26 protein-coding genes are annotated in these 23,144 nt (G+C 69.2%); 16 read left to right on the top strand and 10 right to left on the bottom strand.

Going from position 1 to position 23,144, the window contains the following annotated elements:
* Nucleotides 1-11 precede the first annotated feature (11 nt).
* Nucleotides 12-920, bottom strand: coding sequence for a LysR family transcriptional regulator (locus INQ48_21045; protein ID QRF55855.1), 909 nt, complete (start codon nucleotides 918-920; stop codon nucleotides 12-14).
* Between the two features lie 89 nt (nucleotides 921-1,009).
* Between INQ48_21045 and msuE the strand changes: the two genes are divergently transcribed.
* The 3 genes from msuE to INQ48_21030 all read left to right on the top strand — a co-directional run bounded on the left by msuE (nucleotide 1,010) and on the right by INQ48_21030 (nucleotide 3,739).
* A complete protein-coding gene (msuE, locus tag INQ48_21040; protein QRF60825.1) occupies nucleotides 1,010-1,591 on the top strand; it encodes an FMN reductase in 582 nt (193 codons plus the stop codon).
* A gap of 48 nt (nucleotides 1,592-1,639) precedes the next feature.
* Entirely contained in the window at nucleotides 1,640-2,623 is a 984-nt protein-coding gene (locus tag INQ48_21035) for a DUF1852 domain-containing protein (protein QRF55854.1), read from the top strand.
* Nucleotides 2,624-2,713: 90 nt separating this feature from the next.
* The gene (locus INQ48_21030) at nucleotides 2,714-3,739 is read left to right on the top strand and encodes a methionine synthase (GenBank protein QRF55853.1); all 1,026 of its coding nucleotides are present in this window, start codon (nucleotides 2,714-2,716) and stop codon (nucleotides 3,737-3,739) included.
* Between the two features lie 333 nt (nucleotides 3,740-4,072).
* Here the strand turns inward: INQ48_21030 and INQ48_21025 are convergent, their stop codons facing one another.
* Entirely contained in the window at nucleotides 4,073-4,990 is a 918-nt protein-coding gene (locus INQ48_21025; GenBank protein ID QRF55852.1) for an AEC family transporter, read from the bottom strand.
* A 102-nt stretch (nucleotides 4,991-5,092) separates the two neighbouring features.
* Between INQ48_21025 and INQ48_21020 the strand changes: the two genes are divergently transcribed.
* Together INQ48_21020 and xerD are read left to right on the top strand one after the other, a co-directional pair.
* Nucleotides 5,093-6,067 (top strand): tripartite tricarboxylate transporter substrate binding protein BugE, encoded by a 975-nt coding sequence (locus INQ48_21020; GenBank protein ID QRF55851.1) that lies wholly within the window; start codon nucleotides 5,093-5,095, stop codon nucleotides 6,065-6,067.
* A gap of 73 nt (nucleotides 6,068-6,140) precedes the next feature.
* Nucleotides 6,141-7,052 carry a site-specific tyrosine recombinase XerD gene (gene xerD, locus INQ48_21015; GenBank protein ID QRF55850.1) on the top strand — a complete coding sequence of 304 codons (912 nt, stop codon included), beginning with the start codon at nucleotides 6,141-6,143 and terminating at the stop codon, nucleotides 7,050-7,052.
* 9 nt (nucleotides 7,053-7,061) lie between these two features.
* Here the strand turns inward: xerD and INQ48_21010 are convergent, their stop codons facing one another.
* Nucleotides 7,062-7,961: a LysR family transcriptional regulator gene (locus INQ48_21010; GenBank protein ID QRF55849.1), complete on the bottom strand. Its 900-nt coding sequence runs from the start codon at nucleotides 7,959-7,961 to the stop codon at nucleotides 7,062-7,064.
* Nucleotides 7,962-8,185: 224 nt separating this feature from the next.
* Between INQ48_21010 and phnD the strand changes: the two genes are divergently transcribed.
* The 8 genes from phnD to INQ48_20970 all read left to right on the top strand — a co-directional run bounded on the left by phnD (nucleotide 8,186) and on the right by INQ48_20970 (nucleotide 15,251).
* Nucleotides 8,186-9,049 (top strand): phosphonate ABC transporter substrate-binding protein, encoded by an 864-nt coding sequence (phnD, locus tag INQ48_21005; GenBank protein QRF60824.1) that lies wholly within the window; start codon nucleotides 8,186-8,188, stop codon nucleotides 9,047-9,049.
* The gene (gene phnC, locus INQ48_21000) at nucleotides 9,046-9,876 is read left to right on the top strand and encodes a phosphonate ABC transporter ATP-binding protein (GenBank protein QRF55848.1); all 831 of its coding nucleotides are present in this window, start codon (nucleotides 9,046-9,048) and stop codon (nucleotides 9,874-9,876) included. The genes phnD and phnC overlap by 4 nt, the downstream gene beginning before the upstream one ends.
* The gene (phnE, locus tag INQ48_20995) at nucleotides 9,873-10,694 is read left to right on the top strand and encodes a phosphonate ABC transporter, permease protein PhnE (GenBank protein QRF55847.1); all 822 of its coding nucleotides are present in this window, start codon (nucleotides 9,873-9,875) and stop codon (nucleotides 10,692-10,694) included. Before phnC ends, phnE begins: the two co-directional genes overlap by 4 nt.
* A gap of 95 nt (nucleotides 10,695-10,789) precedes the next feature.
* Nucleotides 10,790-11,773 (top strand): tripartite tricarboxylate transporter substrate binding protein, encoded by a 984-nt coding sequence (locus tag INQ48_20990; GenBank protein ID QRF55846.1) that lies wholly within the window; start codon nucleotides 10,790-10,792, stop codon nucleotides 11,771-11,773.
* A gap of 32 nt (nucleotides 11,774-11,805) precedes the next feature.
* Nucleotides 11,806-12,801 (top strand): tripartite tricarboxylate transporter substrate binding protein, encoded by a 996-nt coding sequence (locus INQ48_20985; GenBank protein QRF60823.1) that lies wholly within the window; start codon nucleotides 11,806-11,808, stop codon nucleotides 12,799-12,801.
* Nucleotides 12,802-12,888: 87 nt separating this feature from the next.
* Entirely contained in the window at nucleotides 12,889-13,488 is a 600-nt protein-coding gene (locus INQ48_20980) for a TetR/AcrR family transcriptional regulator (protein ID QRF55845.1), read from the top strand.
* A 90-nt stretch (nucleotides 13,489-13,578) separates the two neighbouring features.
* Nucleotides 13,579-14,712 (top strand): thiolase family protein, encoded by a 1,134-nt coding sequence (locus INQ48_20975; GenBank protein ID QRF55844.1) that lies wholly within the window; start codon nucleotides 13,579-13,581, stop codon nucleotides 14,710-14,712.
* 71 nt (nucleotides 14,713-14,783) lie between these two features.
* Nucleotides 14,784-15,251: a MaoC family dehydratase gene (locus tag INQ48_20970; GenBank protein ID QRF55843.1), complete on the top strand. Its 468-nt coding sequence runs from the start codon at nucleotides 14,784-14,786 to the stop codon at nucleotides 15,249-15,251.
* A 9-nt stretch (nucleotides 15,252-15,260) separates the two neighbouring features.
* Here INQ48_20970 and INQ48_20965 read toward each other — a convergent pair whose 3' ends face one another.
* Nucleotides 15,261-16,073 (bottom strand): ferritin-like domain-containing protein, encoded by an 813-nt coding sequence (locus INQ48_20965; GenBank protein ID QRF55842.1) that lies wholly within the window; start codon nucleotides 16,071-16,073, stop codon nucleotides 15,261-15,263.
* A 50-nt stretch (nucleotides 16,074-16,123) separates the two neighbouring features.
* Here INQ48_20965 and INQ48_20960 point away from each other — a divergent pair, with 50 nt between their 5' ends.
* Together INQ48_20960 and INQ48_20955 are read left to right on the top strand one after the other, a co-directional pair.
* Complete coding sequence (locus INQ48_20960; protein ID QRF55841.1) at nucleotides 16,124-16,648, top strand: gamma carbonic anhydrase family protein; 525 nt, start codon at nucleotides 16,124-16,126, stop codon at nucleotides 16,646-16,648.
* A 37-nt stretch (nucleotides 16,649-16,685) separates the two neighbouring features.
* Complete coding sequence (locus INQ48_20955) at nucleotides 16,686-17,684, top strand: Hsp33 family molecular chaperone HslO (GenBank protein QRF55840.1); 999 nt, start codon at nucleotides 16,686-16,688, stop codon at nucleotides 17,682-17,684.
* Between the two features lie 15 nt (nucleotides 17,685-17,699).
* Here INQ48_20955 and INQ48_20950 read toward each other — a convergent pair whose 3' ends face one another.
* Entirely contained in the window at nucleotides 17,700-18,569 is an 870-nt protein-coding gene (locus tag INQ48_20950) for an NAD(P)-binding domain-containing protein (GenBank protein ID QRF55839.1), read from the bottom strand.
* 31 nt (nucleotides 18,570-18,600) lie between these two features.
* The gene (locus tag INQ48_20945; GenBank protein ID QRF55838.1) at nucleotides 18,601-19,398 is read right to left on the bottom strand and encodes an SDR family oxidoreductase; all 798 of its coding nucleotides are present in this window, start codon (nucleotides 19,396-19,398) and stop codon (nucleotides 18,601-18,603) included.
* Nucleotides 19,399-19,444: 46 nt separating this feature from the next.
* Here INQ48_20945 and INQ48_20940 point away from each other — a divergent pair, with 46 nt between their 5' ends.
* Nucleotides 19,445-20,278, top strand: coding sequence for a helix-turn-helix transcriptional regulator (locus tag INQ48_20940; protein QRF60822.1), 834 nt, complete (start codon nucleotides 19,445-19,447; stop codon nucleotides 20,276-20,278).
* Between the two features lie 9 nt (nucleotides 20,279-20,287).
* On the opposite strand, the gene INQ48_20935 is transcribed toward INQ48_20940, so the two are convergent.
* The 4 genes from INQ48_20935 to ftsB all read right to left on the bottom strand — a co-directional run bounded on the left by INQ48_20935 (nucleotide 20,288) and on the right by ftsB (nucleotide 23,044).
* Nucleotides 20,288-21,283, bottom strand: a complete 996-nt coding sequence (locus INQ48_20935; GenBank protein ID QRF55837.1) for a hypothetical protein — start codon at nucleotides 21,281-21,283, stop codon at nucleotides 20,288-20,290.
* Between the two features lie 114 nt (nucleotides 21,284-21,397).
* The gene (locus INQ48_20930; protein QRF55836.1) at nucleotides 21,398-22,093 is read right to left on the bottom strand and encodes an AAA family ATPase; all 696 of its coding nucleotides are present in this window, start codon (nucleotides 22,091-22,093) and stop codon (nucleotides 21,398-21,400) included.
* Nucleotides 22,090-22,710 (bottom strand): nicotinamide mononucleotide transporter, encoded by a 621-nt coding sequence (locus tag INQ48_20925; GenBank protein ID QRF55835.1) that lies wholly within the window; start codon nucleotides 22,708-22,710, stop codon nucleotides 22,090-22,092. The genes INQ48_20930 and INQ48_20925 overlap by 4 nt, the downstream gene beginning before the upstream one ends.
* Before the next feature lie 55 nt (nucleotides 22,711-22,765).
* Nucleotides 22,766-23,044, bottom strand: a complete 279-nt coding sequence (gene ftsB / locus INQ48_20920) for a cell division protein FtsB (protein QRF55834.1) — start codon at nucleotides 23,042-23,044, stop codon at nucleotides 22,766-22,768.
* Between the last annotated feature and the right edge of the window lie 100 nt (nucleotides 23,045-23,144).

The following is a 23,144-nucleotide window of genomic DNA, read 5'->3' as shown; positions in this document are numbered from 1 at the left end:
CTTGATGTTCCTCAGCCGGCTTCTAGCGCAACGGCGATGGCAGGCTGTCGGGCCAGTTCGATGAAGGCCCGCACGTAATCGATGGCGGTGTCCGCCTCGCGCGCCCCCAGGAAGATCTGCTTGGCGATGCCGCGCGGGCCGAGCCGCACCGGCACCACGTCCATCTTCTGCGCGTACTCCTCGACCAGCCAGCGCGGCAGCGCGGCCACGCCGCGGCCGCTGGCCACCATCTGCAACATGATGTCGGTGGTTTCGATCGCCTTGTGGCGCTTGGGCGTGACGCCGGCCGGCAACAGGAAATGGTTGTAGATGTCCAGGCGCTCGACATCCACGGGATAGCTGATGAGCACCTCCCCGGTCAGCTGCCGCGGCTTCACGTAGGGCGCCGAAGCCAGCGCATGACCCTTGGCCACGACCAGCACCTGCTCGTAGTCGAACACGGGCTCGAACTTCAGGCCCGGCTTATGGAGCGGGTCGGGCGTGACCAGCAGGTCGATCTCGTAGCCGAACAGCGCGCCGATCCCGCCGAACTGGAATTTCTGCTTCACGTCCACGTCCACGTCGGGCCATGCGGCCAGGTAGGGTGACACCACCTTGAGCAGCCACTGGTAGCAAGGGTGGCATTCCATGCCGATGCGCAGCGCGCCGCGCTCGCCCTGCGCGAACTGGCCCAGGCGCTCCTCGGCCAGGTCGAGCTGCGGCAGCACGCGGTTCGCCACCGCCAGCAGGTACTGGCCGGCCTGCGTCAGGCGCAGGCTTCGGCCTTCGCGCAGCCAGATGTCGGTGCCCAGCTGATGCTCCAGCTTCTTCATGCTGTGGCTCAGCGCCGACTGGGTCAGGTTCAGCACGCCCGCGGCGGCCGTCAGCGAGCCTTGCTGTTCGACCTGCCGGACGATGCTGAGGTGGAGGCGTTCAAGCATTCACATGACTCCCGCTCATGGATTGTTGAAATAAAAACATTTTACGTCATCGATTCCCCTGGCTAGCATTCATCCAGATGAAAGAAGAAATGACACGTCCACTCCGTCTCGTCGCTGTTTCCGGCGGGCTGCAACGCCCATCGAAGTCCGCCGCGCTGGCGGAACACCTGCTCGACCTGATCGCCGACGCGGTCCCTTGCGAACAGCGCCTGATCGAACTCGGTCCCCTCGCACCGCTGTTCGGCGGTGCGCTCCGGCGCTCCCAACTGCCCGACACGGTGGAGCGGGAACTGGCGGCGATCGAACGAGCCGACGTGCTGGTCGTCGCAACGCCGGTCTATCGCGGCGCATACACGGGACTGTTCAAGCACTTCTTCGACTTCATCGACCAGGACGCCCTGATCGACAAGCCCGTGCTGTTGGCCGCCACCGGCGGCAGCGAGCGCCATGCGCTGGTGATCGACCACCAGCTGCGACCGCTGTTCAGCTTCTTCCAGGCGCGCACCCTGCCGCTGGGTGTCTACGCGACCGACAGCGATTTCGTCGACCACCGCCTGCGGAACCAGGCCCTCATCGAGCGGTCGAGGCTGGCGGTCCAGCGGGCATTGCCATTGATCGAATGGCTGCGCCACGCCTCGCCCTCCGCGGCCGAGGAAGCGGCGCTGGCCTGACACAGGAATTCGTCTTCTCTCTCGAAAAAATCTGATCGCCGGATTCCAATGAACAAAGAACCCACCTTCACCCTCAAGAGCATCCGTTTCGATGAGAACTACCAGCCATCGGACAGCACGCGCATCACCACCAACTTCGCCAACCTGGCGCGCGGAGCGAGCCGGCAGCAGAACTTGCGCAACACCTTGAGGATGATCGACAACCGCTTCAACGACCTCGCGCACTGGGACAACCCGACGGGCGATCGCTACGCCGTCGAGCTCGAGATCATCTCGGTGGAGATGAGCCTGGATGCCGAGAGCGGCAACGCCGTATTCCCGCTGATCGAGATACTGAAGACCTGCATCCTCGACAGGACGACGGACCAGCGCATCGACGGCATCGCGGGGAACAACTTCTCTTCCTACGTGCGCGACTACGACTTCAGCGTGCTGCTTCCCGCATACAACGCCGACCGGGCGGAATTCGGCACGCCCGAGGATTTCGGCGATCTGCACGGAAAGCTGTTCCAGCAGTTCGCCAACTCTCGCATCTACAAGGAGCGTTTCGGCAAGCCGCCCGTCATCTGCATCAGCGCCTCGACCAGCAAGACCTATCAACGGACCGGAAACCAGCACCCGGTGCTGGGCGCCGAGTACCGGCAGAACGAGCTGTCCTCGACCGATCGGTACTTCGCCAAGATGGGGATGCAGGTTCGTTTCTTCATGCCGCCCAATGGCGTTGCGCCCCTGGCCTTCTATTTCCATGGCGACCTGCTTGGCGACTACACGAGCCTCGAGCTGATCGGCACCATCAGCACGATGGAAAGCTTCCAGAAGATCTATCGCCCCGAGATCTACAACGCCAATTCCTCGGCCGGAAAGATCTACAGCCCGAGCCTGAAGAACCAGGACTACTCGTTGACGCAGATCGTCTACGACCGGGAGGAACGCAGCCAGCTGGCGGTCAGGCAGGGGAAGTTCGCGGAGGAGCACTTCATCAAGCCCTACGGGAACGTGCTCGCGCAGTGGGTTGCCGACTGCGTTGCCTGACCCCATCCCCACGCCATCAAACAGCTGCGCGGCCTGACAGGCCCCGCAGTACGCTCGCCATCCCGTCTTCGCTTGAAAAGGAAAATCCAGATGTTCGAAACCTCCATCGCCGGCAGCCTGCCGAAGCCAGCCTGGCTGGCCGAAACCAACAAGCTGTGGCCTCAATGGGCGGCCGAGGGCGATGCGCTGCGCCAGGCCAAGGCCGACGCGACGCTGCTGTGGATCAAGGCCCAGGAGGACGCGGGCCTGGACATCGTGTGCGACGGCGAGCAGTCGCGCCAGCACTTCGTGCACGGTTTCCTCGAGCAGGTCGAGGGCATCGACTTCGAGCACAAGGTGAAGATGGGCATCCGCGACAACCGCTACGACGCGATGGTGCCGCAGGTGGTCTCGGCCCTGCGCCTGAAGGACCGCGTGCATGCCTTCGAAGCGCAGTTGGCGCGTGCGCACACGAAGAAGAAGCTCAAGTTCACCCTGCCGGGCCCGATGACCATCGTCGACACCGTGGCCGACCGCTTCTACGGCGACAAGGTCAAGATGGCCTTCGCTTTCGCCGAGTTGCTCAACCAGGAAGCCCTGGCGCTGCAGGCCGATGGTGTGGACATCATCCAGTTCGACGAGCCCGCCTTCAATGTCTACATGAAGGATGCCGCCGACTGGGGCGTGCAGGCGCTCGAGCGCGCGGCGCAGGGCCTGACCTGCACGACCGCCGTGCACATCTGCTACGGCTATGGCATCAAGGCCAACACGGACTGGAAGAGCACCCTCGGCGAGGAATGGCGCCAGTACGAGCTGGTGTTCCCCGCGCTCGCCAAGAGCCGGATCGACCAGGTGAGCCTGGAGTGCATCCACTCCCACGTGCCGCCCGACCTGATGAGCCTGTTGGCCGGCAAGGACGTGATGGTCGGCGTGATCGATGTGGCCAGCGAAGCGATCGAGACTCCCGAAGAAGTGGCCGACACCATCGGCCGCGCCCTGCAGTTCGTCCCGAAGGAGCGCCTGTTCCCGTGCACGAACTGCGGCCTAGCCCCCATGAGCAGGGACGTGGCATGGCGCAAGCTGAAAGCCCTTGCAGAGGGCACCAAGCTGGCAAAGGAGCGGCTAGCCACGGTGTGATACCTAACAGAAGGACACCCGCCCACACAAGGACGCGCCACGGCGCGTTGACCCTGATCCCCTCTGGCTGTGCCGAGGAGCGCAGGAGAAAGCGGGATCAGGGCCGCAGCTGTCTGAGCGCAACGAAGTGGAGCGAGTTCTGCGGACCCCCGCTTTCTCCGAGCACCGCAGGTTGCCCGTAGCGAAGCGGAGGGACACAGACAGTGGGGTCGCCTTCTCTTTGGTTACTTTCTCTTGGCGAGACAAGAGAAAGTGACTCGCCCGCCGGGGCGAGACCCGGCCAACAGCCTCCGCAGGACCCACAAAAATCAAGAAAAACAGCGGTCGAAGGATTCAACGAGGCAAAGCCAAGGCAAACGGCAAACTAACCACCCCCAACACCGTAGACATGGTCACCAACCCCGCCACAAACGCCCCGTTGTACCCCATCCTCTGCGCCAACACGTAAGCACTAGAAGCAGTAGGAACCGCAGAAAAAGCCATCAACACCGAAGCCTGCGCCGCATCCAGCCGCAACCACCGCGCCAGCCCCCAGGCCACCAGCGGCAACACGAAGTGCCGAATCGACAGCACCGAAGCCGCCAGCACCTTCCCCCGCCCCAACGTGGCGAACTGCATCCCCGCCCCCGCCGCCAGCAGCCCGAGCGCCAACGAAGCCGCCCCGATCCGCGACAGGGTCGGCGTGAGCCAGCCAGGCACCGTGAACCCCAGCACGTTCGCCAGCAAGCCCGCCACCGTCGCCACGATCAGCGGATTGCGCACCAGCTGCCGCGCGAACCCCGTCTGCGCATGCCGCGTCATCGGCCACACCGCCGCGATGTTCATCATCGGCACGCACACCCCGATCAGCACCGCGATCAGCAGCAGGCCTTCGGGTCCCGCGAGCCGCTCGGCCATCGCGAGGCAGATGAAGGAGTTGAAGCGGAACGCGACCTGCACGCTCGCCGCATGGTCGCGCCGATCGAGGTGCGAGCCGATGCCGGGCACCCAGGGCAGCGCATAGGCCAGCGCCACGCCGCACAGGCTCACGCCCACGCCCGCCATCAGCAGGCTCGAGGTCGCACCAAAATCGAGCGGGCTGCGCACGATCGAATGGAACAGCAGCGTGGGAAAAAGAAAGTAGTAGACGAGGCTCTCGACCTGGTCCCAGACCTTGCGGTCCAGCGCGGTGTAGCGGCACAGGAGCCAGCCGATGGCGATCAGGGAGAAGTCGGGGAAAAGCAGCTGCGCGTAGTTCACCGCGCCGAGCATAAACCGCCCAAACCATGGGTATTCCACAGCCCGGGTCGCAGCGACGAGCCGCTAGCATCGCTGCTTTCGCAATTTTCGTCCCCATCGTTCAAGGAGTAATCGATGCAACGTCGTCAATGGAGTGCCTTCGTCGGTGCCGCCGCGCTGGTCGCGGTCGCGGGCCCGGCCTTCGCCCAGGGCTATCCCAACAAGCCGGTCGAACTGAGCGTTCCCTTTGCCCCGGGTGGCACGACGGACATCGTGGCGCGCGTGGTGGCCGATCCGCTGGGCAAGGTGCTGGGCCAGCCGGTGGTGGTGATCAACCGCGCCGGCGGCGGCGGCATCGTGGGCGCGGCCGAGACGGCGCGCTCGGCGCCCGACGGCTACAAGCTCGGCGTGGCCACGGTGTCGAGCACCGCGGCCAACCCGGCCATCAACCCGAAGACGCCGTACGACCCGATCAACGACTTCACGCCGATCATCAACATCGCGGCCACGCCGAACATCATCGCGGTCAACCCGAGCTTCCCGGCGAAGAACTACGCCGAGTTCGTGGCCGAGCTGAAGAAGAACCCCGGCAAGTACTCGTACGCCTCGTCGGGCACGGGCGGCATCGGCCACCTGCTGATGGAGCTCTACAAGAGCCTCACCAACACCTTCGTCACGCACATCCCCTACCGCGGCGCGGGCCCTGCGCTCAACGACGTGGTGGCCGGCCAGGTGCCGATCATGTTCGACAACATCCCCTCGGCCATGCCCTTCATCCAGAGCGGCCGCCTGATCCCGATCGTGGTGTCGGCGCCGCAGCGCCTGGCCGCGCTGCCGAACGTGCCGACCTTCAAGGAAGTCGGCCTCGAGCAGGTGAACCGCATGGCCTACTACGGCATCCTCGGCCCGAAGGGCCTGCCGAAGGAAGTGGTCGACAAGATCAGCGCCGGCGTGAAGAAGGCGGTGGAAGACCCGGCGGTGAAGAAGCGCATCGAGGACACCGGCTCGCTGATCGTGGCCAACACGCCCGAGCAGTTCTCGGCCCAGATCAAGGCCGAGTACGAGGTCTACAAGGAAGTCGTGGCCAAGCAGAAGCTCAAGCTCGACTGATTCCGCGCCATCCGCAGGAAGGGCCGTTCCCCGTCGCGGGGGAGCGGCCTTTTTTTTGCTATCTTGCCCATCCATGACCGAGGCCGCCGCCGCACCCACCCCCGACATCGACGAGTTCATCGACGCCCTCTGGCTCGAGGACGGCCTGTCGAAGAACACGCTCGCCGCCTACCGGCGCGACCTCGCGCTGTTCGCGCACTGGCTCGACCAGCAGCGCGGCGGCATGACGCTCGGCGCCGCGCAGGAGTCGGACCTGCAGGCCTACATGGGCGTGCGGCTGTCGGCCAAGGGCAAGGCCACCTCGGCCAACCGGCGGCTCACGGTGTTCAAGCGCTACTACCGCTGGGCGCTGCGCGAGCGCCGCATCGTGGCCGACCCGAGCCTGCGGCTGATGCCCGCGCGCCAGATGCCGCGCGCGATCAAGCTGCTGTCGGAGAAGCAGGTCGACGACCTGCTCGGCGCGCCCGACGTCGACACGCCGCTGGGCCTGCGCGACCGCGCGATGCTCGAGCTGATGTATGCGAGCGGGCTGCGCGTGAGCGAGCTGGTGTCGCTCAAGGTGATCGACATCAGCCTCAACGACGGCGTGCTGCGCGTGCTCGGCAAGGGCAGCAAGGAGCGCCTCGTGCCCTTCGGTGGCGAGGCGCGGCGCTGGATCGAGCGCTACATCGAGGAATCGCGCCCCGTGATCCTCGACGGCCAGCAGACGCCCGACCTGTTCGTGACCGCGCGCGGCGCGGGCATGACGCGCGTGATGTTCTGGGTCATCGTGAAGAAGCAGGCGGCCGCGGCCGGCATCCACGTGCCGCTGTCGCCGCACACGCTGCGCCACGCCTTCGCGACCCATCTGCTGAACCACGGCGCCGATCTGCGCGCGGTGCAGATGCTGCTGGGCCACGCCGACATCTCGACCACCACCATCTACACCCACGTGGCGCGCGAGCGGCTCAAGCAGCTGCACGCGCAGCACCATCCGCGCGGCTGAGTCCGCCGCTCAGTGGCTCCTGCGGCGCCGGCCCTCTGGCGCGGCGGAGAGCGCGGGCGAGAGCGTGTCGAAGAAGGCGCTGACCATGCGCATGTCGCGCCGCTCGGCCAGGCACAGCGCATGGGCCGAGGTGAAGATCTCGGTGTCGCTGATCGCCACGCGATGCAGGTCGGGCGCGGGCACGTACTCGACCTCCGACACCGCGGCGATGCCCAGGCCCTGCAGCACGGCTTCGCGGATCACCTCGCGGCTGCCGATCTCCATCACCACGTCGGTGCGGATGCGCGCCTTGTCGAGCGCGAGCTCGAGCGCCTTGCGCGTGGTCGAGCCCTGCTCGCGCATGATCAGCCGCTCGCCCTCGAGCTCGGCCAGCCGGATCGCGCGGCGGCGCGCGAAGCGGTGCGAGGAGGGCACGAAGATCACCACCGGCTGCTTCATGAAGGGCACCGCGAGGAAGCGCTCGTCGCGCACCATCTGCGCGAGCACGCCGACGTCGGCGCTGTAGTCGAGCAGCTGGTTCAGCACGTCCTGCGAGTTGCCGGTGCTCACCGTCACCTTGATGCCGGGATAGCGCTGGTTGAAGTCGACCAGCATCTTCGTCACGTGGTAGGGCCCCACGGCCGCCACGCGCAGGTGGCCGGTGCGCAGCTCGCCCGCGTCGCCCAGCAGGTTCACGGCGTCGGCCTCGAGGCTGAAGATCTGCTGCGCGAGCTGCATCAACTGCTCGCCCATCACCGTGAGCTGCACGCGCCGGCCGCGGCGATGGAACAGCTCGACCTTGTAGGCCTCCTCGAGAAAGCGCACCTGCGTCGTGATGGTGGGCTGGCTCACGTGCAGGCTCTCGGCGGCGCGCGTGAAGCTGCCTTCGCGGGCCACCGCGAAGAAGGAACGAAGCTGTGTCAGGCGCATGCGGTGGCTCCGGAAAAAGCGGGAATTCTCGATGAAACCGACTATAGGTTCATTGAATACATCGACGAAAAAATTTGAATTGGATCGATGAATGGGCCGGTGATGTACTCGCCGCAGGTGCTCCAGGTCGGCACGAAAAAAGACGACCGGAGCGCCACGAATCCTCGGGCCGCCACGACGGCGGCGCGAGGGACCGGAACCGCACAAGACTGGAGACACAGATGATGAAACGCAGAAGCTTGCTGTTCGGCTCGGCCGCTGCCGTGGGCGCGGCCTTCCTTCCACCGGCGAGGGCGCAGCAGGCGCTCACGGTCGGGCTGATTCCTTCCGAGGACTCGCGCGCGATGATCGCCAACAGCCAGCGCATGATGGACATGCTGGCCCAAGGCCTCGGCATGCCGGTCAAGCCCTTCGTGGCGGCCGACTACAACGGCGTGATCGAGGCGCTGCGCTCGAAGCGGCTCGACGTGGCCTACCTCGGCCCGTTCTCGTACGTGCTGGGCACCACGGTGGCCGACATCGAGGCCTTCGCGGTCGCCGAGACCAAGAAGGCCGGCCGCACCTTCTATTACAGCCAGGTGGTGGCCCACAAGGACAGCGGCATCAAGAGCGTGAAGGACCTGAAGGGCCGCACCTTCGCCTTCGTCGACCCCAGCTCCACCTCGGGCCACCTGTTCCCCAAGGCGGGGCTGATGAAGGCCGGCTTCGATCCCGACAAGGACTTCGGCCGCGTGATCTTCTCGGGCTCGCACGATTCGAGCGCGATCGCGGTGCAGAACCGCAAGGTCGACGCGGCCGCCATCGCCGACCGCATCCTCGACGCCGCGGTGGCGAAGGGGCTGGTCAAGCGCGAGGACCTGGTCGAGGTCTGGCGCTCGGATCCGATCCCCGAGTCGCCCACGGTCTGGCGCAAGGATCTCGGCGCCGATCTCAAGCAGCGCGTGCAGGCGGCCTTCCTGCAGGTGAAGGACATCCCCTGGTCCGACCAGGGCCTGCTCAACGGCTTCCACCCCACCAACGACGCGGCCTACAACGTGATCCGCGACACGGCCAGGATCCTGAAGCTCGACCTGGGGAAGATGAAATGATCGAGATCCGCGGCCTTGGCAAGCGCTACGGCGACTTCACCGCGCTCCACCAGGTCGACCTCGCGGTCGGCAAGGGCGAGTTCGTCGTCATCCTCGGTGCTTCGGGCGCCGGCAAGTCCACCCTGCTTCGCTGCATCAACCAGCTCGCCGAGCCCACGCAGGGCGAGGTGCGGGTGGACGGCGCGCCGGTGCGGCGCGATCGCGCGGGGCTGCGCCGCGTGCGCCGCGACGTGGCGATGATCTTCCAGCACTACAACGTGGTGCCGCGCCTGTCGGTGCTGAAGAACGTGCTGACCGGGCGCCTGGGCTCGATGCCGGCGCTGGCCTCGTGGTTCCAGGTCTTTCCGGCGCGCGACATCGCGATCGCGCGCGAATGCCTGCGCCGCGTCGAGCTCGACCACAAGGCCGACCTGCGCACCGACACGCTCTCGGGCGGCCAGAAGCAGCGCGTAGGCATCGCGCGGGCGCTGGCGCAACGGCCCAAGGTGATCCTGGCCGATGAGCCCGTGGCCAGCCTCGATCCGAAGACCTCGCGCAAGGTGCTGAACTACCTGCGGCAGGCCAGCCGCGAGGACGGCATCACCGTGATCTGCAACCTGCACCAGGTCGACTACGCGCGCGAGTTCGCGCAGCGCGTGATCGGCGTGGCGGGCGGTCGCGTGGTGTTCGAGGGCCGGCCCGATGAGCTCACCGACGAGGTGCTGCAGCGCATCTATCCGGGCGGCCTCGAGCCCGACCCCGGGGAACCGAAGGAAGACGCGGCCGTGGCCGCGGCGCACGCGCCGGCGCTGCCGCCGGTCCAGCAACTCGCCCTGGAGCAGCCATGATCGCGATCGGACGCTACAACCTGTTGATCGCCCGCAGCGGCGGCAACCCCGGCTGGTGGAAATACCTGGTCGCCGCGGCGGCCGGGCTCGGCGTGCTCTGGTGGGCCGCGATCGGCGCCCAGGTGAGCTTCGGCGAACTCGCCAAGGGCATGCCCTGGATCGCCGACTTCCTCGGCCGCATGCTGCCGCCCAACTGGGAGTTCATGGGCAAGCTGGTGAAGCCCGCCATCGAGACGGTGCAGATCGCGCTCTGGGGCACGCTGCTGGCGGTGGTGCTCGCGGTGCCGCTGTGCTTCTTCGCGGCGCGCAACATCTCGCCGAACGCGGCGGTGTTCCATGCGATGCGGCAGGTGCTCAACATCACGCGCGGCATCAACGAGATCATCCTCGCGCTGATCTTCGTGGCGGCCGTCGGGCTCGGCCCCTTTCCCGGCGTGCTGGCGCTGGCGCTGCATGGCGCGGGCATGCTCGGCAAGTTCTTCGCCGAGTCGATCGAGGAGATCGACCAGGGGCCGATCGAGGCGCTGCGCTCCACCGGCGCGGGCCCGATCCAGACCATCGTCTTCGGCGTGATCCCGCAGGTCGTGACGGCATGGATCGGCGTCATCGTCTACCGCTTCGAGACCAACCTGCGCCAGGCCACCGTGCTGGGCATGGTGGGCGCGGGCGGCATCGGCTTCGAGCTGGTGGGCAGCATGAAGCTGTTCCAGTACCAGGACACGGCGACCTGCATCCTGGTCATCGTGGTCATGGTGATGACCGCCGACTACCTCTCGACCCGGCTGCGCGCCTGGATCCAGCAGGGCGCGCGTTCCTGAAGCGGCGGCGGTTCGCGCTCCCCGCCTCCCGTGCTTCGAGGCCGTGCCGCGGCTTGCCGCAGAATCGGCGGCTTTCGAACACGAGAGACATCGACATGAGGATCCACCGCGTCTTCCTGGCCGGCCTGGCGCTCGCCGCAACCGCCGCCGCCACCACCGGCCCCGCCCTGGCCCAGGGCTATCCGTCGGCCAAGCCGATCCGCCTGATCGTGGGCTATCCGCCCGGCGGCGGCATCGACTTCGCGGCGCGCACGGTGCAGGTGCCGCTGCAGGAGGCGCTCAAGCAGCAGCTGGTGGTCGACTACAAGCCCGGCGCCAGCGGCATGATCGCCGCCACCGAGCTCACGCGCCAGCCGGCCGACGGCTACACGCTGCTGCTGGCCAACACCGGGCCGTTCGCGATCGCGCCGTACCTGCAGAGCAAGCCGCCGTACGACCCGATCAAGCAGTTCACCTACATCGGCCAGATCAGCCAGGGCAGCTACATCGCGGTGACGCGGCCCGACCATCCGGCCCGGGACCTCAAGGAGTTCGTGGCCTGGGCCAAGGGCCAGCCCGGCAAGGTCAACTTCGCCTCGGGCGGCAACGGCACCTCGACGCACCTCAACGGCGAGCTGATGAACCAGGTCACCGGCCTGGACATGACGCACGTGCCCTACAAGGGCAGCGCGCCCGCGGTGCAGGACCTGATCGGCGGGCAGACGCAGATCCTGATCGACGCGGGCAGCGTGCTGCTGCCGCAGGTGAAGGGCGGCAAGCTCAAGGCGCTGGCCGTGACCGGGCCGCAGCGCGATCCGCAACTGCCCGACGTGCCGACCGTGAAGGAGCTGGGCCTCGCGGGCATGGAGTCGGTGGGCTTCCAGGGCCTGGTGGGACCGGCGGGCATGCCCAAGGAGGTGGTCGACCGCCTGTCGGGCGAACTTGCCAGGGCGCTCGCGCAGCCGGCGATCCGCGCCAAGTTCGCCGCCGCGGGCGCCGAGGTCCATTCGCTGGGCCCGGTGGAGTTCGCGGCCTTCGTGAAGGCCGACAACGAGAAATGGTCGAAGCTGATCCGCGAGCGCAAGCTGCAGCTCGACTGATGGAGGCAGACTCGAGGGCCATGACGAATCCGATGCATTCCTTCTTCCCGTCGACGCGCCGCACCGCGGTGCTCGCCTCGCTGGCCGCGGCCAGCGCCTTCCTCTGCGGCACCGCGGCGGCCCAAACGCCCGCCGTGCCCAAGACCCTGCGGCTGATCGTGGCCTACCCGGCCGGCGGCGTCAGCGACGTGGTCGCGCGCGCGCTCGGCGACCGGCTCGCGGCGCAGCTCGGCACCACGGTGGTGGTCGAGAACCGCGCGGGCGCCAGCGGCGCGATCGGCATGGACGCGGTGGCCAAGGCCGCGCCCGACGGCGCGACCCTGGGCTTCTCGGCCATCAGCCCGTTGGTGCTGAGCCCGCACCTGGGCAAGCTGCCCTTCGATCCGCTGAAGGACGTGGCGCCGGTGGCCAGCGTGATGTATTCGCCGGTGCTGCTGATCGCCACGCCCGCGAGCAAGGCGAAGGACTTCCGCGCGCTGCTCGACGACGCCAGGGCCCATCCGGGCGCGGTGCGCTGGGCCACCTCGGGGCCGGCCTCGCTCGGCCACATCGTGCTCGAGCAGCTGCGCTCGGCCGCCAACGTCGACATCACGCACGTGCCCTACAAGGGCGGCGGCCAGCAGCTCAACGATGCGCTGGGCGGGCAGTTCGAGATCCTCTCGACCAACGCCAGCCCGACGCTGGGCGCGCACATCCAGTCGGGCAAGCTGCGGCCGCTCGCGGTGGGCGCGCCGGCGCGGCTCGAGAGCCTGCCGCAGGTGCCCACGCTGGGCGAGCTGGGCTACAAGGCCGCCAACATCAACTCGCTGTTCGGCGTGTTCGCGCCGGCCGCCACGCCGCCCGCGCTGCTCTCGCGCTACAACGCCGAGATCAACAAGGCGCTGGCCAGCCCCGAGCTGCGCGCCAAGCTCACGGCCACCGACAACGTGCCCACGGGCGGGCCCGCGGCCGACTTCGCCAAGGAGATCGCCAGCGAGTTCGAGAGCAATGGCAGGATCGTGAAGGCGGCCGGGATCAAGGCGGACTGAGAACGCGCTGCGGACCCCGGCGCCGACGCGGGCATGTCGCCGGTGCGATAGGCCTTCTTTTTTCCCTACCTTATAGTAGGTAGCATCATGAGCAGCGTTTCCTCAGCGGCCTCAGCGGCACTCGCCACCGGCAGCACGCGCGACCAGATCCTGGGCGCGGCGCGCGAGCTCATCACCACGCGCTCGTACCTGGGTTTCAGCTTCCAGGACGTGGCCGACGCGGTCGGCGTGCGCAAGGCCAGCCTGTACCACCACTTCCCGTCGAAGGAGGCGCTGGGCGTGGCCGTGCTGCGCGAGGCGATCCAGGGCTTCCGGCGCTGGGACGAGGCCAAGGCCCGCGCGCCGCGCGAGGCGCTCGACGCCTATTTCCGCATGTGCCGCAACGGCCTGCGCGCCGGCTCGGCCGTCTGTCCCGCGGGCGCGCTGACGCCGGGCTGGGACTGCATCCACGACGAGCTGCGCCGCACGGTGCAGGAGTTGCGCGAGCTGCAGGTGCGGTGGCTCGCGGGCGTGTTCGGTGCGCTGCTGCCCGCGCGCCCCGCGGAAGGCGGCGGCCCCGATGCCGCGGCGCTCGGGGCCTATGTGTTCGCGGTCTGCCAGGGCGCGCTGCTCGCGTCGCGCATGACCGGCCGCGTGGAGGATTTCGACGAGGCGATCGCGCAGCTGAGGAGCTCGCTGCCCGTCTGACACACCTGCATTCACCCACAGGCACGCCCCGCGTGCCTCTTTTTTGACCTGTCAGCCTACCGATTGGATGGTAGTTTTAAGGAGCACACCATGAAAGCCGTCATTTCCGCCTATGCCCGTTCGCCGTTCCATTTCGCGAAGAAGGGCGCGCTGGCCGGGGTGCGTCCCGACACGCTGGCCGCCGGCGTGGTCCAGGGCCTGCTGCAGCGCACCGACCTCGATCCCGCGCTGCTCGAGGACATCGTCCTGGGCTGCGCCTACCCCGAGGCCTCACAGGGCAACAACCTCGCGCGCATCGTCGGCCTGCTGGCCGGCCTGCCGCACGAGGTGGGCGGCATGACCGTCAACCGCTTCTGCGGCTCGTCGATGCAGGCGGTGCACATTGCCGCCGCGCAGATCGAGGCCGGCATGGGCGAGGCCTTCCTCTGCGTGGGCGTGGAGTCGATGAGCATGGTGCCGCAGGGCGGCTTCAACTTCTCGCCGAGCCCGGAGCTGCTGGCGAACACCGCCGCCTACATCTCGATGGGCGAGACCGCCGAGAACGTGGCGCAGCGCTGGAACGTGAGCCGCGCCGACCAGGAGGCGCTGGCGGTGGAGTCGCACCGCAAGGCCGCCGCCGCGCGCGAGCAGGGCCGCCTGGCCGGCGAGATCGTGCCGGTGCGCCTGGCCTCGGGCGACCTGGTCGAGGCCGACGGCTGCATCCGTCCCACCACCTCGGCCGAGGCGCTGGCCAACCTCAAGCCCGCCTTCCGTCCCGACGGCGTGGTGACGGCCGGCACCTCGTCGCCGCTGACCGACGGCGCGGCCGCGGTGCTGGTGACCAGCGATGCCTTCGCCGCGCGCCATGGCCTGAAGGCGCTGGCGCGCATCAGGTCCTTCGCCACCGTGGGCGTCGACCCGGCCATCATGGGCATCGGCCCGATTCCCGCCACGCGCAAGGCGCTGGCACGCGCGGGCCTGAGCGTGGCCGACCTCGACGTGGTCGAGATCAACGAGGCCTTCTCCTCGCAGGCGCTGGCCTGCATCCGCGACCTCGGGCTCGATCCGGCCGCGGTCAATCTCGACGGTGGCGGCCTGTCGATCGGCCATCCGCTGGGCGCGACCGGCGCGCGCATCACGGGCAAGGCGGCTTCGCTGCTGGCGCGCGAGAACGGCCGCTATGCGCTGGCCACGCAGTGCATCGGCGGCGGGCAGGGCATCGCGACCATCCTCGAGCGCGTCTGAGCGTCCACGCGACACGACGCGGCACGGTGGCGACAATGCCGCCGTGCCATCTTGCGAAGGAGGAACGCACCATGAACGACACCACCACCCGCGCGAAGCTGTACCTCGACGACCTCGCCGTGGGCGACCGCTTCACCAGCGGCGAATACGCGCTCGACGCCGAGAAGATCAAGGCCTTCGCGCTGCAGTTCGACCCGCAGCCCTTCCACACCGACGAGGAGGCCGCCAAGCGCACCTTCTTCGGCGGCCTGGCCGCGAGCGGCTGGCACACGGCGGCCGTCACCATGCGCCTCCTGGTCGACAGCGGCATCCCGCTGGCCGACGGCATCATCGGTTCGGGCGGCGACGAGATCCGCTGGCCGCAGCCCACGCGCCCCGGCGACGTGCTGCACGTGGTCAGCGAGATCGTCGAGATCGTGCCCTCGCGTTCCAAGCCGGGCCGCGCGATGGTCCGCGTGCGCTGCGAGACGCGCAACCAGCGCGGCGAGGTGCTGCAGCACTTCTCGCCCAAGCTGGTGGTGATGAAGAAGCCGGATTGACTTCGGGCGTCAGGCGGCGCCGCCGCCGCCCAGGGCCTTCAGCTCCTCGTCGCTGAAGCCCGCGCGCGTGCGCGCCTCGAGGTTGAACGGCGGCTTGAGCCGCGGCGCCTCGTAGCGCGCCACGAGCGCCGGATAGGCACTTTCCGCATCGATCCCCGCGCGCTCGCAGAGCCAGCGGTACCAGTGGTTGCCGATCGCCACGTGGCCCACCTCGTCGCGCAGGATGATGTCGAGGATCTCGACCGCGCGCAGCGCATCGGGCGTGTTCACGCGCTTGAGCTTGGCCTGGATCAGCGGCGTGGCGTCGAGCCCGCGCGCCTCGAGCGTGCGCGGCACCAGCGCCATGCGCGCGAGCACGTCGTCGCGCGTCTTCTCGCACATGCTCCACAGGCCGTCGTGGCCGGTGAAGTCGCCGTAGCGCCAGCCCATGGTCTGCAGGTGCGCATGCAGCAGCGTGAAGTGCTGCGCCTCCTCGTCGGCCACGCGCAGCCAGTCCTGGTAGTAGCGCGCGGGCAGGCCGTCGTAGCGCCAGGCGGCGTCGAGCGCGAGGTTGATGGCGTTGAACTCGATGTGGCAGATCGAATGGACCAGCGCCGCGCGGCCCTCGGTGTTGAACGGCGAGCGCTTGCCCACCGCCATGGCCGACACGCGCAGCGGGCGCTCGGGACGGCCCGGCACGCCGAGCTCGTCGCCGGGCACGCGCACGGGTTCGTCTGCTATGGTTTCGCTAGCGATATGCGCTGCCAGCGCGCGGGTTGCCGCCACTTTCTCGTCGGGGTCGGTGAGGCGCAACGCGGCCAGGGCGCTCAATCGGGGGTGCATCCCTACAATTCTAGGTTTCACCCCTCTTTCCCTTTCCGGAGACTCCCACGATGGCCCTCTATGAACTCGACGGCGTGGCGCCGCAACTCGGCGACGGCGCCTGGGTCGCCGACAGCGCCGAGGTGATGGGGCGCGTGACGCTGGCCGAGAACGCGAACGTCTGGTTCGGCGCCGTGCTGCGCGGCGACACCGAGGCCATGACCATCGGGCGCAACAGCAACATCCAGGACCTGTCGGTGCTCCATTGCGACATCGGCTGCCCGCTGACCGTGGGCGAGAACGTCACGGTGGGCCACCAGGTCATGCTGCACGGCTGCACCATCGGCGACAACACGCTGATCGGCATGCAGGCGGTGGTCTTGAATAACGCCAAGATCGGCCGCAACTCGATCGTCGGCGCCGGTGCGCTCGTGACCGAGGGCTCGGAATTCCCCGACAACTCGATGATCCTGGGATCGCCCGCGAAGGTGGTGCGCACGCTCGACGAAGCGGCCGCCGCCAAGCTGCGCCAGGGCGCGGAGCACTACGTCAAGAACGCCCGCCGCTTTGCGGCCGGCCTGAAGAAGATCGCCTGAGCCTGCGCGCGAAGGCACCCGAAGAAAGAACCCCGTTGTGAGCGAGCTGCATAAATTCCTGTTCGATGGCCTGCCGGTGCGCGGCATGATCGTGCGCCTGACGGACGCCTGGCAGGAGATCCTCGCGCGGCGCGCCTCCAACACCGCCACCGGCGCCTACCCGCCGCCGGTGGTCGAGCTGCTCGGCGAGATGACGGCCGCGGCCACGCTGATGCAGGCTAACATCAAGTTCAACGGCGCGCTGATCCTGCAGATCTTCGGCGACGGCCCGGTGAAGGTGGCCGTGGCCGAGGTCAAGCCCGACCTGAGCCTGCGCGCCACCGCCAAGACCATCGGGGAGCTGCCGGCCGATGCGCGGCTGCCCGACATGGTCAACGTGAACAACAAGGGCCGCTGCGCGATCACGCTCGACCCCAAGGACAAGCTGCCGGGCCAGCAGCCCTACCAGGGCGTGGTGCCGCTGTTCGGCGACGAGGGCGAGAAGCTCGGCAAGCTCAGCGAGGTGCTGCAGCACTACATGCTGCAGAGCGAGCAGCTCGACACCACGCTGGTGCTGGCGGCCGACGACAAGGTGGCCGCGGGCCTGCTGATCCAGCGCCTGCCGGTCAAGGGCGAGGGCAACCTCGAAGGCACCTCGCCGGCCGATCGCGACCAGGCCAACGAGGACCAGATCGGCCGCAACGAGGACTACAACCGGATCTCGATCCTGGCCTCGACGCTCACGCGCGAGGAGCTGCTCACGCTCGACGTCGAGACCATCCTGCGGCGCCTGTTCTGGGAAGAGAAGCTGCTGCGCTTCGAGCCGCAGCGCGGCATGCTGGGCCCGCACTTCGCCTGCACCTGCGGCCGCGAGCGCGTGGCGCAGATGATCCGCGGCCTCGGCGCCGAGGAAGCCGAGAGCATCCTCGCCGAGCGCGGCGACATCGAGGTGGGCTGCGACTTCTGCGGCAAGCAGTACCGCTTCGACGCGGTCGATGCGGCGCAGATCTTCCGCCCGCCGGGCGACCAGATCCCCGGCACGCCGGTGGTGCAGTAGGCCGGTGCCGGGCGCTCAGCCCGGCTGGCGCAGCACCTTGACCATCGCCGCGAGCCGCTCGTTCGCATAGCCGGCCGCGAGCGCGCGCTCGAACCAGCCCATCAGGAAATCGGGAAAGCCCGCGTCGAGCTTCGCCTCGCGCGCCTGCCGCACGAACAGCCGGCCCGAGCCCGCGCAGGTCGCCATCGAGCTCTCGGGTTCGCCGTAGCGCTCGGCATGGATGTCCTCGCCCTCGGCGCGGATCATCTCGCCGATCACCGGCGAGATGGTGCCGATCATGTGTGCGAAGTCCCGCACCGGCAGCCGCTCCGATTCGAAGATGCGCACGCCGTGGAAGAAGCCGGCCATCGCGCCGAACATGCACGAGAGCGTGGCCAGGTCCCAGGCGGCGGCATTGCCGATTGGCTCGCCCAGGTAGGTGATGTGGCCCGCGATGGCCTCGAGCACCGGCCGGCAGGCCGCGAGCGCGCGCGCCTCGCCGGAGATGAACAGCGGCGTGTCGGGCCGGCCGATCTGCGAGGGCGTGGCGAGCAGCGCGCCGTCGAGGTACGCGACGCCGTCGAGGCGGGCCCAGTCGTCGCGCGCATCCTGCGGCGTGCCGGTGCTCAGCTGCACCAGCACCTTGCCGCGCAGCGCCTCGGCCACGCCCGGCTGCGCGAGGATCGCGCGCCAGGCCGCGTAGTCGGCCACGCAGACCAGCACGATGGGGCTGGCGGCGACGGCCGCGCGTGCATCGGCGGCGAGCACGGTGCCCTGGCCGAGCAGCGCTTCGGCGCGGCTCGGCGTGCGGTTCCACAGCGTGAGCGTGTGGCCACGCTGCAGGGCGCGCGCGAGCGCGATGCCCATCGGGCCGAGGCCGATGAGGGAGACGTCGGTGGGGGTCATGGTTGCTTCCTGCATGGATCGGGCATGCGGTTCACTCGTGCGCCGGGCTGAGGTTCTGGCCCAGGCCGCCGTCGACCGTGAGCCGCGCGCCGGTGGTGAAGGTGGCGTCGAAGGCGAGGAACAGCACCGCGCGCGCCACCTCCTCGGCGCTGCCGTGGCGCCGCATCGGCGTGATCTGGTCGCCCAGGCGCACGAACTCCGCGCGTTCGGCGGGCGTGGCGTCGGCCACGCCGAGCGTGGGCGTGTCGATGAAGCCCGGGCTCACCACGTTGACGCGGATGCCGCGCCCGACCAGCTCGGCCGCGAAACCCGAGGCGAAGGAGCGCAGCGCCGCCTTGGTCGCGCTGTAGACGCCCATGCCGTGCATGCCGCCCTCGTCGGCGATCGACGAGGTGAAGACGATGGAGGCGCCGGGCTTCATCAGCGGCGCGAGCTTCTGCACCGTGAAGAAGGCGCCCTTGGTGTTGATCGCGAAGGCACGGTCGTAGCCGGCCTCCGTGACCTGCTCGAAGGGCTCGAGCGTGGCGATGCCGGCGTTGACGTGCAGCAGGTCGACGTGGCCCAGCGTCTCGCGCGCGGTGGCCGCGAGCGCATCGATGTCGGCCAGCGAGGCGGCGTCGCTCGCCAGCACCTGCGCCTGCGCCTGCGGGCCCAGCGCGCGCCGCGCGGCCTCGAGGTTCGTCGGATTGCGCCCGGTCAGGATCACGCGGGCGCCGCCCGCGAGCAGGGCCTGGGCCGTCGCCAGGCCCATGCCGATGGTGCCGCCCGTGATGACGGCGGTCTTGCCGCGGTAGCGGGTGTGGCTGTCGTGGTGGAGAGTGGTGTTCATGGCCGCGATGATTCCGCGCATGCCGAGGGCGGTCGCGCACGATCGGATGGGCCCGCGCACGAACGGACGACGGCGCGCGGCCGATAATGGCCCGATGAGCGACACCGACCTGCGCATCGAACTGCGGCAGACGCCTGCCGGCATCGTCGGCTACGAGCCGCTGCCCGAGCACCGCATCAAGCTCCACACGGGCGCACCGGTGGCCGGTGCCTGCCAGTTCCACCGCTTCCTCTACACGCGCGGCGACCTCGACATCGTGCCCGCGGGCGTGAGCGACGTGTGGCACGAGGAGGCCGCGAGCACCTCGCTGATGCTGCGCGTGTCGACCGCGCTGCTGCGCCGCACCGCCGACGAGATGGGATTGCCTGCCGAGTGCGCCACACTCGCGCAGCGCCACCAGTTCCGCGATGCCCACATCGAACACATCGCCTGGGCCCTCGACGCCGAACGCCGCGCGGGCTTTCCCAACGGCACCCTGTATGCCGACAGCCTCGGCACCGCGCTCGCCGTGCACCTGCTGAGCGGCCAGCGCCGCCCCGAGCCCGTGCCCGCGCGCGGCCTCACGCGGCCGCAGCTGCGCCGCGTGACCGAGCACATCGAGGCCCACCTCGACGGCGATCTTTCGCTGTCCTCATTGGCCGATGTGGCGGGCCTCAGCGCCTCGCACCTCAAGACTCTGTTCAAGCGCTCGACCGGCCTGCCGGTGCACGCGTACGTGGTGCACCGCCGCGTCGACCGCGCGCGCGGCCTGCTGCTGCGCAGCGACCTGTCCGCGAGCCAGGTGGCGCTGGAGAGCGGCTTCTCGCACCAGAGCCACATGGCGCGCTGCATGCGGCGCGTGCTCGGCGTGACGCCGGGCGAGGTGCGGCGCGCGGGTTGAACGAGGCGCTCAGCGCGCCTTGGCTTCGCGCGGGTTCGCGCTGTCGAACCCCCCGAAGAAGATATCGGGCGCGCTCGTGTTGTGCTTCGACGGCACGCTGCGACCGAAGCGGAACTGCGTGCCCTCGAGCGTCTTCACCTCGGGCAGCGGCGTCGCGACCGGCGGCGCGTCGGGCGCGGCCTGCCAGCGCACTTCGCTGACGTCGGCGTTGTCGGGCGTCACGTACATCGAGCGCAGCACCGCGAAGGGCCGTGTCTCGCGCGTGGGGGCCGAGAAGCGCACGTCGAGCGCGGTGCGTTCGCGGCTGATCTCCTCGACGTTGGCGACGGCGCTGCCGCCGCGTGTGAAGCGCAGGTGGATCGACAGCGGCTTGGGCACGATGCGGATCGAGGCGATGTCGACCACCGGCCGGCCGACCTGCTCGACCGGGCCGAGCAGGAACGAGGAGCCGTAGACGCCGTCGCCGAAGCGCGCCTCGGGCAGGGGCTTGATGCGCCAGTAGCCGTCGGAGGGATAGAGCACAAGCGCCTCGAGCGCCTTGCCGTTTTCCTTGCGGAACACCTGCAGCAGATGGAAGCCGCGGTCGCTGACGGTGCCCACGCGCACCGGCACGCGCTGCGGCCGCCAGAAGCTCGCGAGCGTCATGCCGACGATGCGCCACTGCGCGTTGTCGAGCAGCACCACGGTGCGCGGCTCGAAGCGGTGCGCGGGGTCGGTGGGATGCTCGCCGCCGTCGAAGTTGCAGCCCGAGAAGTCGGGCGCGGTGACGTCGTTGCCGATGCTGTCGAGGTAGGAGGGCTGCAGCGCCTCGATGCGCAGTCGCCGGATGCCTTCGCCGCGCAGCACGAGCGAGACGTTGTCCTCCTCGGCGCAGGCGGTGGGCGTGGTGCCGTTCTCGACCGTGGCGCGCAACGGGGTCGCGCTGGCGGTGGCGCCGACCAGCACCGAGGCCGCGAGAGCGGCGGCGAGGAGGGCGGCGGTGCGGAAGCGGCGGCGAGGGGGCATCGGTTCTCCAGGCGAGAGGAAGAGGGGAAACAACGGCAACGAACGCCGAAGCTTAGAGGATGGCGCAGCGCCGGCCGGCACCATGTCGGAGGGCACCGCGCGGGCGCGGCGGCCTCACTCGCGGCGCGCGAGCAGGTCGGTGAACAGGCGGTGCTCGCACTCGGGATCGGAGCACTTGTCGCAGGACCAGGTCCAGCCTTCGCCCGCCGTGGCCGCGTCGCGATCGGGCAGCGCGGCATCGCGTCCGCCGTCGCGCGCCAGGCCGCCGCGGTCGGCCACGCTCTGGATCGCGCGCCAGGCGCTGGCCAGCCGCTCGCTGCCATTGCCATGCACCACGGTGTAGGCCACGCCCGCGCTGGCGAGCGCGCGGCGCACCATCGCGTCGACCGGCTCGCGCACGTGCGGGCCGTCGCGCATCTCGTCGGCCACCCAGGGCAGGTCGAGCGCGGTCAGCAGGGTGATCGCGCAGCGCTGCTGAGCCGCGAGCGCATCGGGGTAGAGCGTGGTATCGGCGAACAGCAGCTCGCTGTAGACGGCGGTCATGACGGCCGTGGTGTCGGCCACCGCCACGCCGAGCGCGGCCGCGGCATCGATGCGGCGGGTCTGCTCCTCGGCGATGGCCTGCTGCTCGTCGGCGCGCGGCGTGCGGCCCTCGCGCTCGCACCATTCGCGCAGGTACTCGCCGACGAAGGTGGCGTGGATGCCGCGCTCGTTCATGCGCTGCACGAGCGCGCGCGCGAGCTCGGTCTTGCCGGTGCTCTCGGCGCCGAGCAGCGCCACGATGCAGCCGGTGGGCAGCACGGGCGTCATGCGGAGGCCGCCCTCGGCAGCCGCTGGCGCCAGGCCAGGTAGCCGGCCACGCTGAGCGCCGCGAACACGGCGTACAGGCCGACCGTGAGCCACAGGCCCTTGTGCACGAACAGGCCGATGCTGACCAGGTTGACGGCCAGCCACACGACCCAGTTCTCGATGAACTTGCGCCCGAGCAGGAACTGGCCGACCAGGCTCAGGCCGGTGGCGAAGCCGTCCCACCAGGGCACGTCGGTGTCGGTGAAGCGGCGCAGGAAGAGGGCGACCGCGGGCCAGGCCAGCGCGCAGGCCAGCAGCGCGAGCGCGAGGCCGCGGCGCGAGAGACGGCTCACGCGCAGCACGGAGCCGTCGGCCCGGTGGCCGCGCAGCCATTGCAGCCAGCCCCAGAAGGCGACGACGGCGAAGAAGACCTGCAGCGAGGCGTCGCCATAGATCTTCGCCTGCGCGAACACGCCCACGTAGAGCAGCGAGCTGACGATCGCCAGCGGCCAGCCCCAGTGGATCTCGCGCATGTTGCAGCCGACCATGGCCAGTGCCAGCACGGCGGCCACGCATTCGAGCCAGGTGACGGGGGAGCCCCAGAGCGCGAAGGCGGGGGCGGAGAGGATTTCGGGCATCGGCTGGGCGGCGTGCACGGCGCGCCGAGGGCTCGGCGAGAGCGGCCCGCCTGGATCAGTGGGCGATCTGGACGAAGACCTCGTTGGGCTTGACCATGCCGAGTTCCTGGCGGGCACGTTCCTCGACCATCTCGAGGCCGTCCTTGAGGTCGTTGACCTCGGAGGCCAGCCGTTCGTTGGTGATGGTGGCCTTGGCGTTCGAATCCTTCTGCGAGGCCAGCTTGGCCTGCAGCTGCGCCACGTCGCGCACGCTGCCGCGCCCGTTCCACAGCTGCCACTGGAGGATGGCCAGCAGCACGAGCAGAACGATGGGGGGAATGAAGCGCGCGCGCATGGTCCGCGGACTTTACCCGCGCTCCCCGCACGGCCCGCCAAGGGCGGCGCAGCGCCGGTCCGCGAAATGCGAACAAAGCGGCAATGCGCGCGGCTCGTCG

This window comes from Variovorax paradoxus (assembly GCA_016806145.1).
Classification (GTDB): domain Bacteria; phylum Pseudomonadota; class Gammaproteobacteria; order Burkholderiales; family Burkholderiaceae_C; genus Variovorax.
Note: the sequence above shows the minus strand (reverse complement) of the source record. Positions and strands in the feature narration are given on the sequence as shown.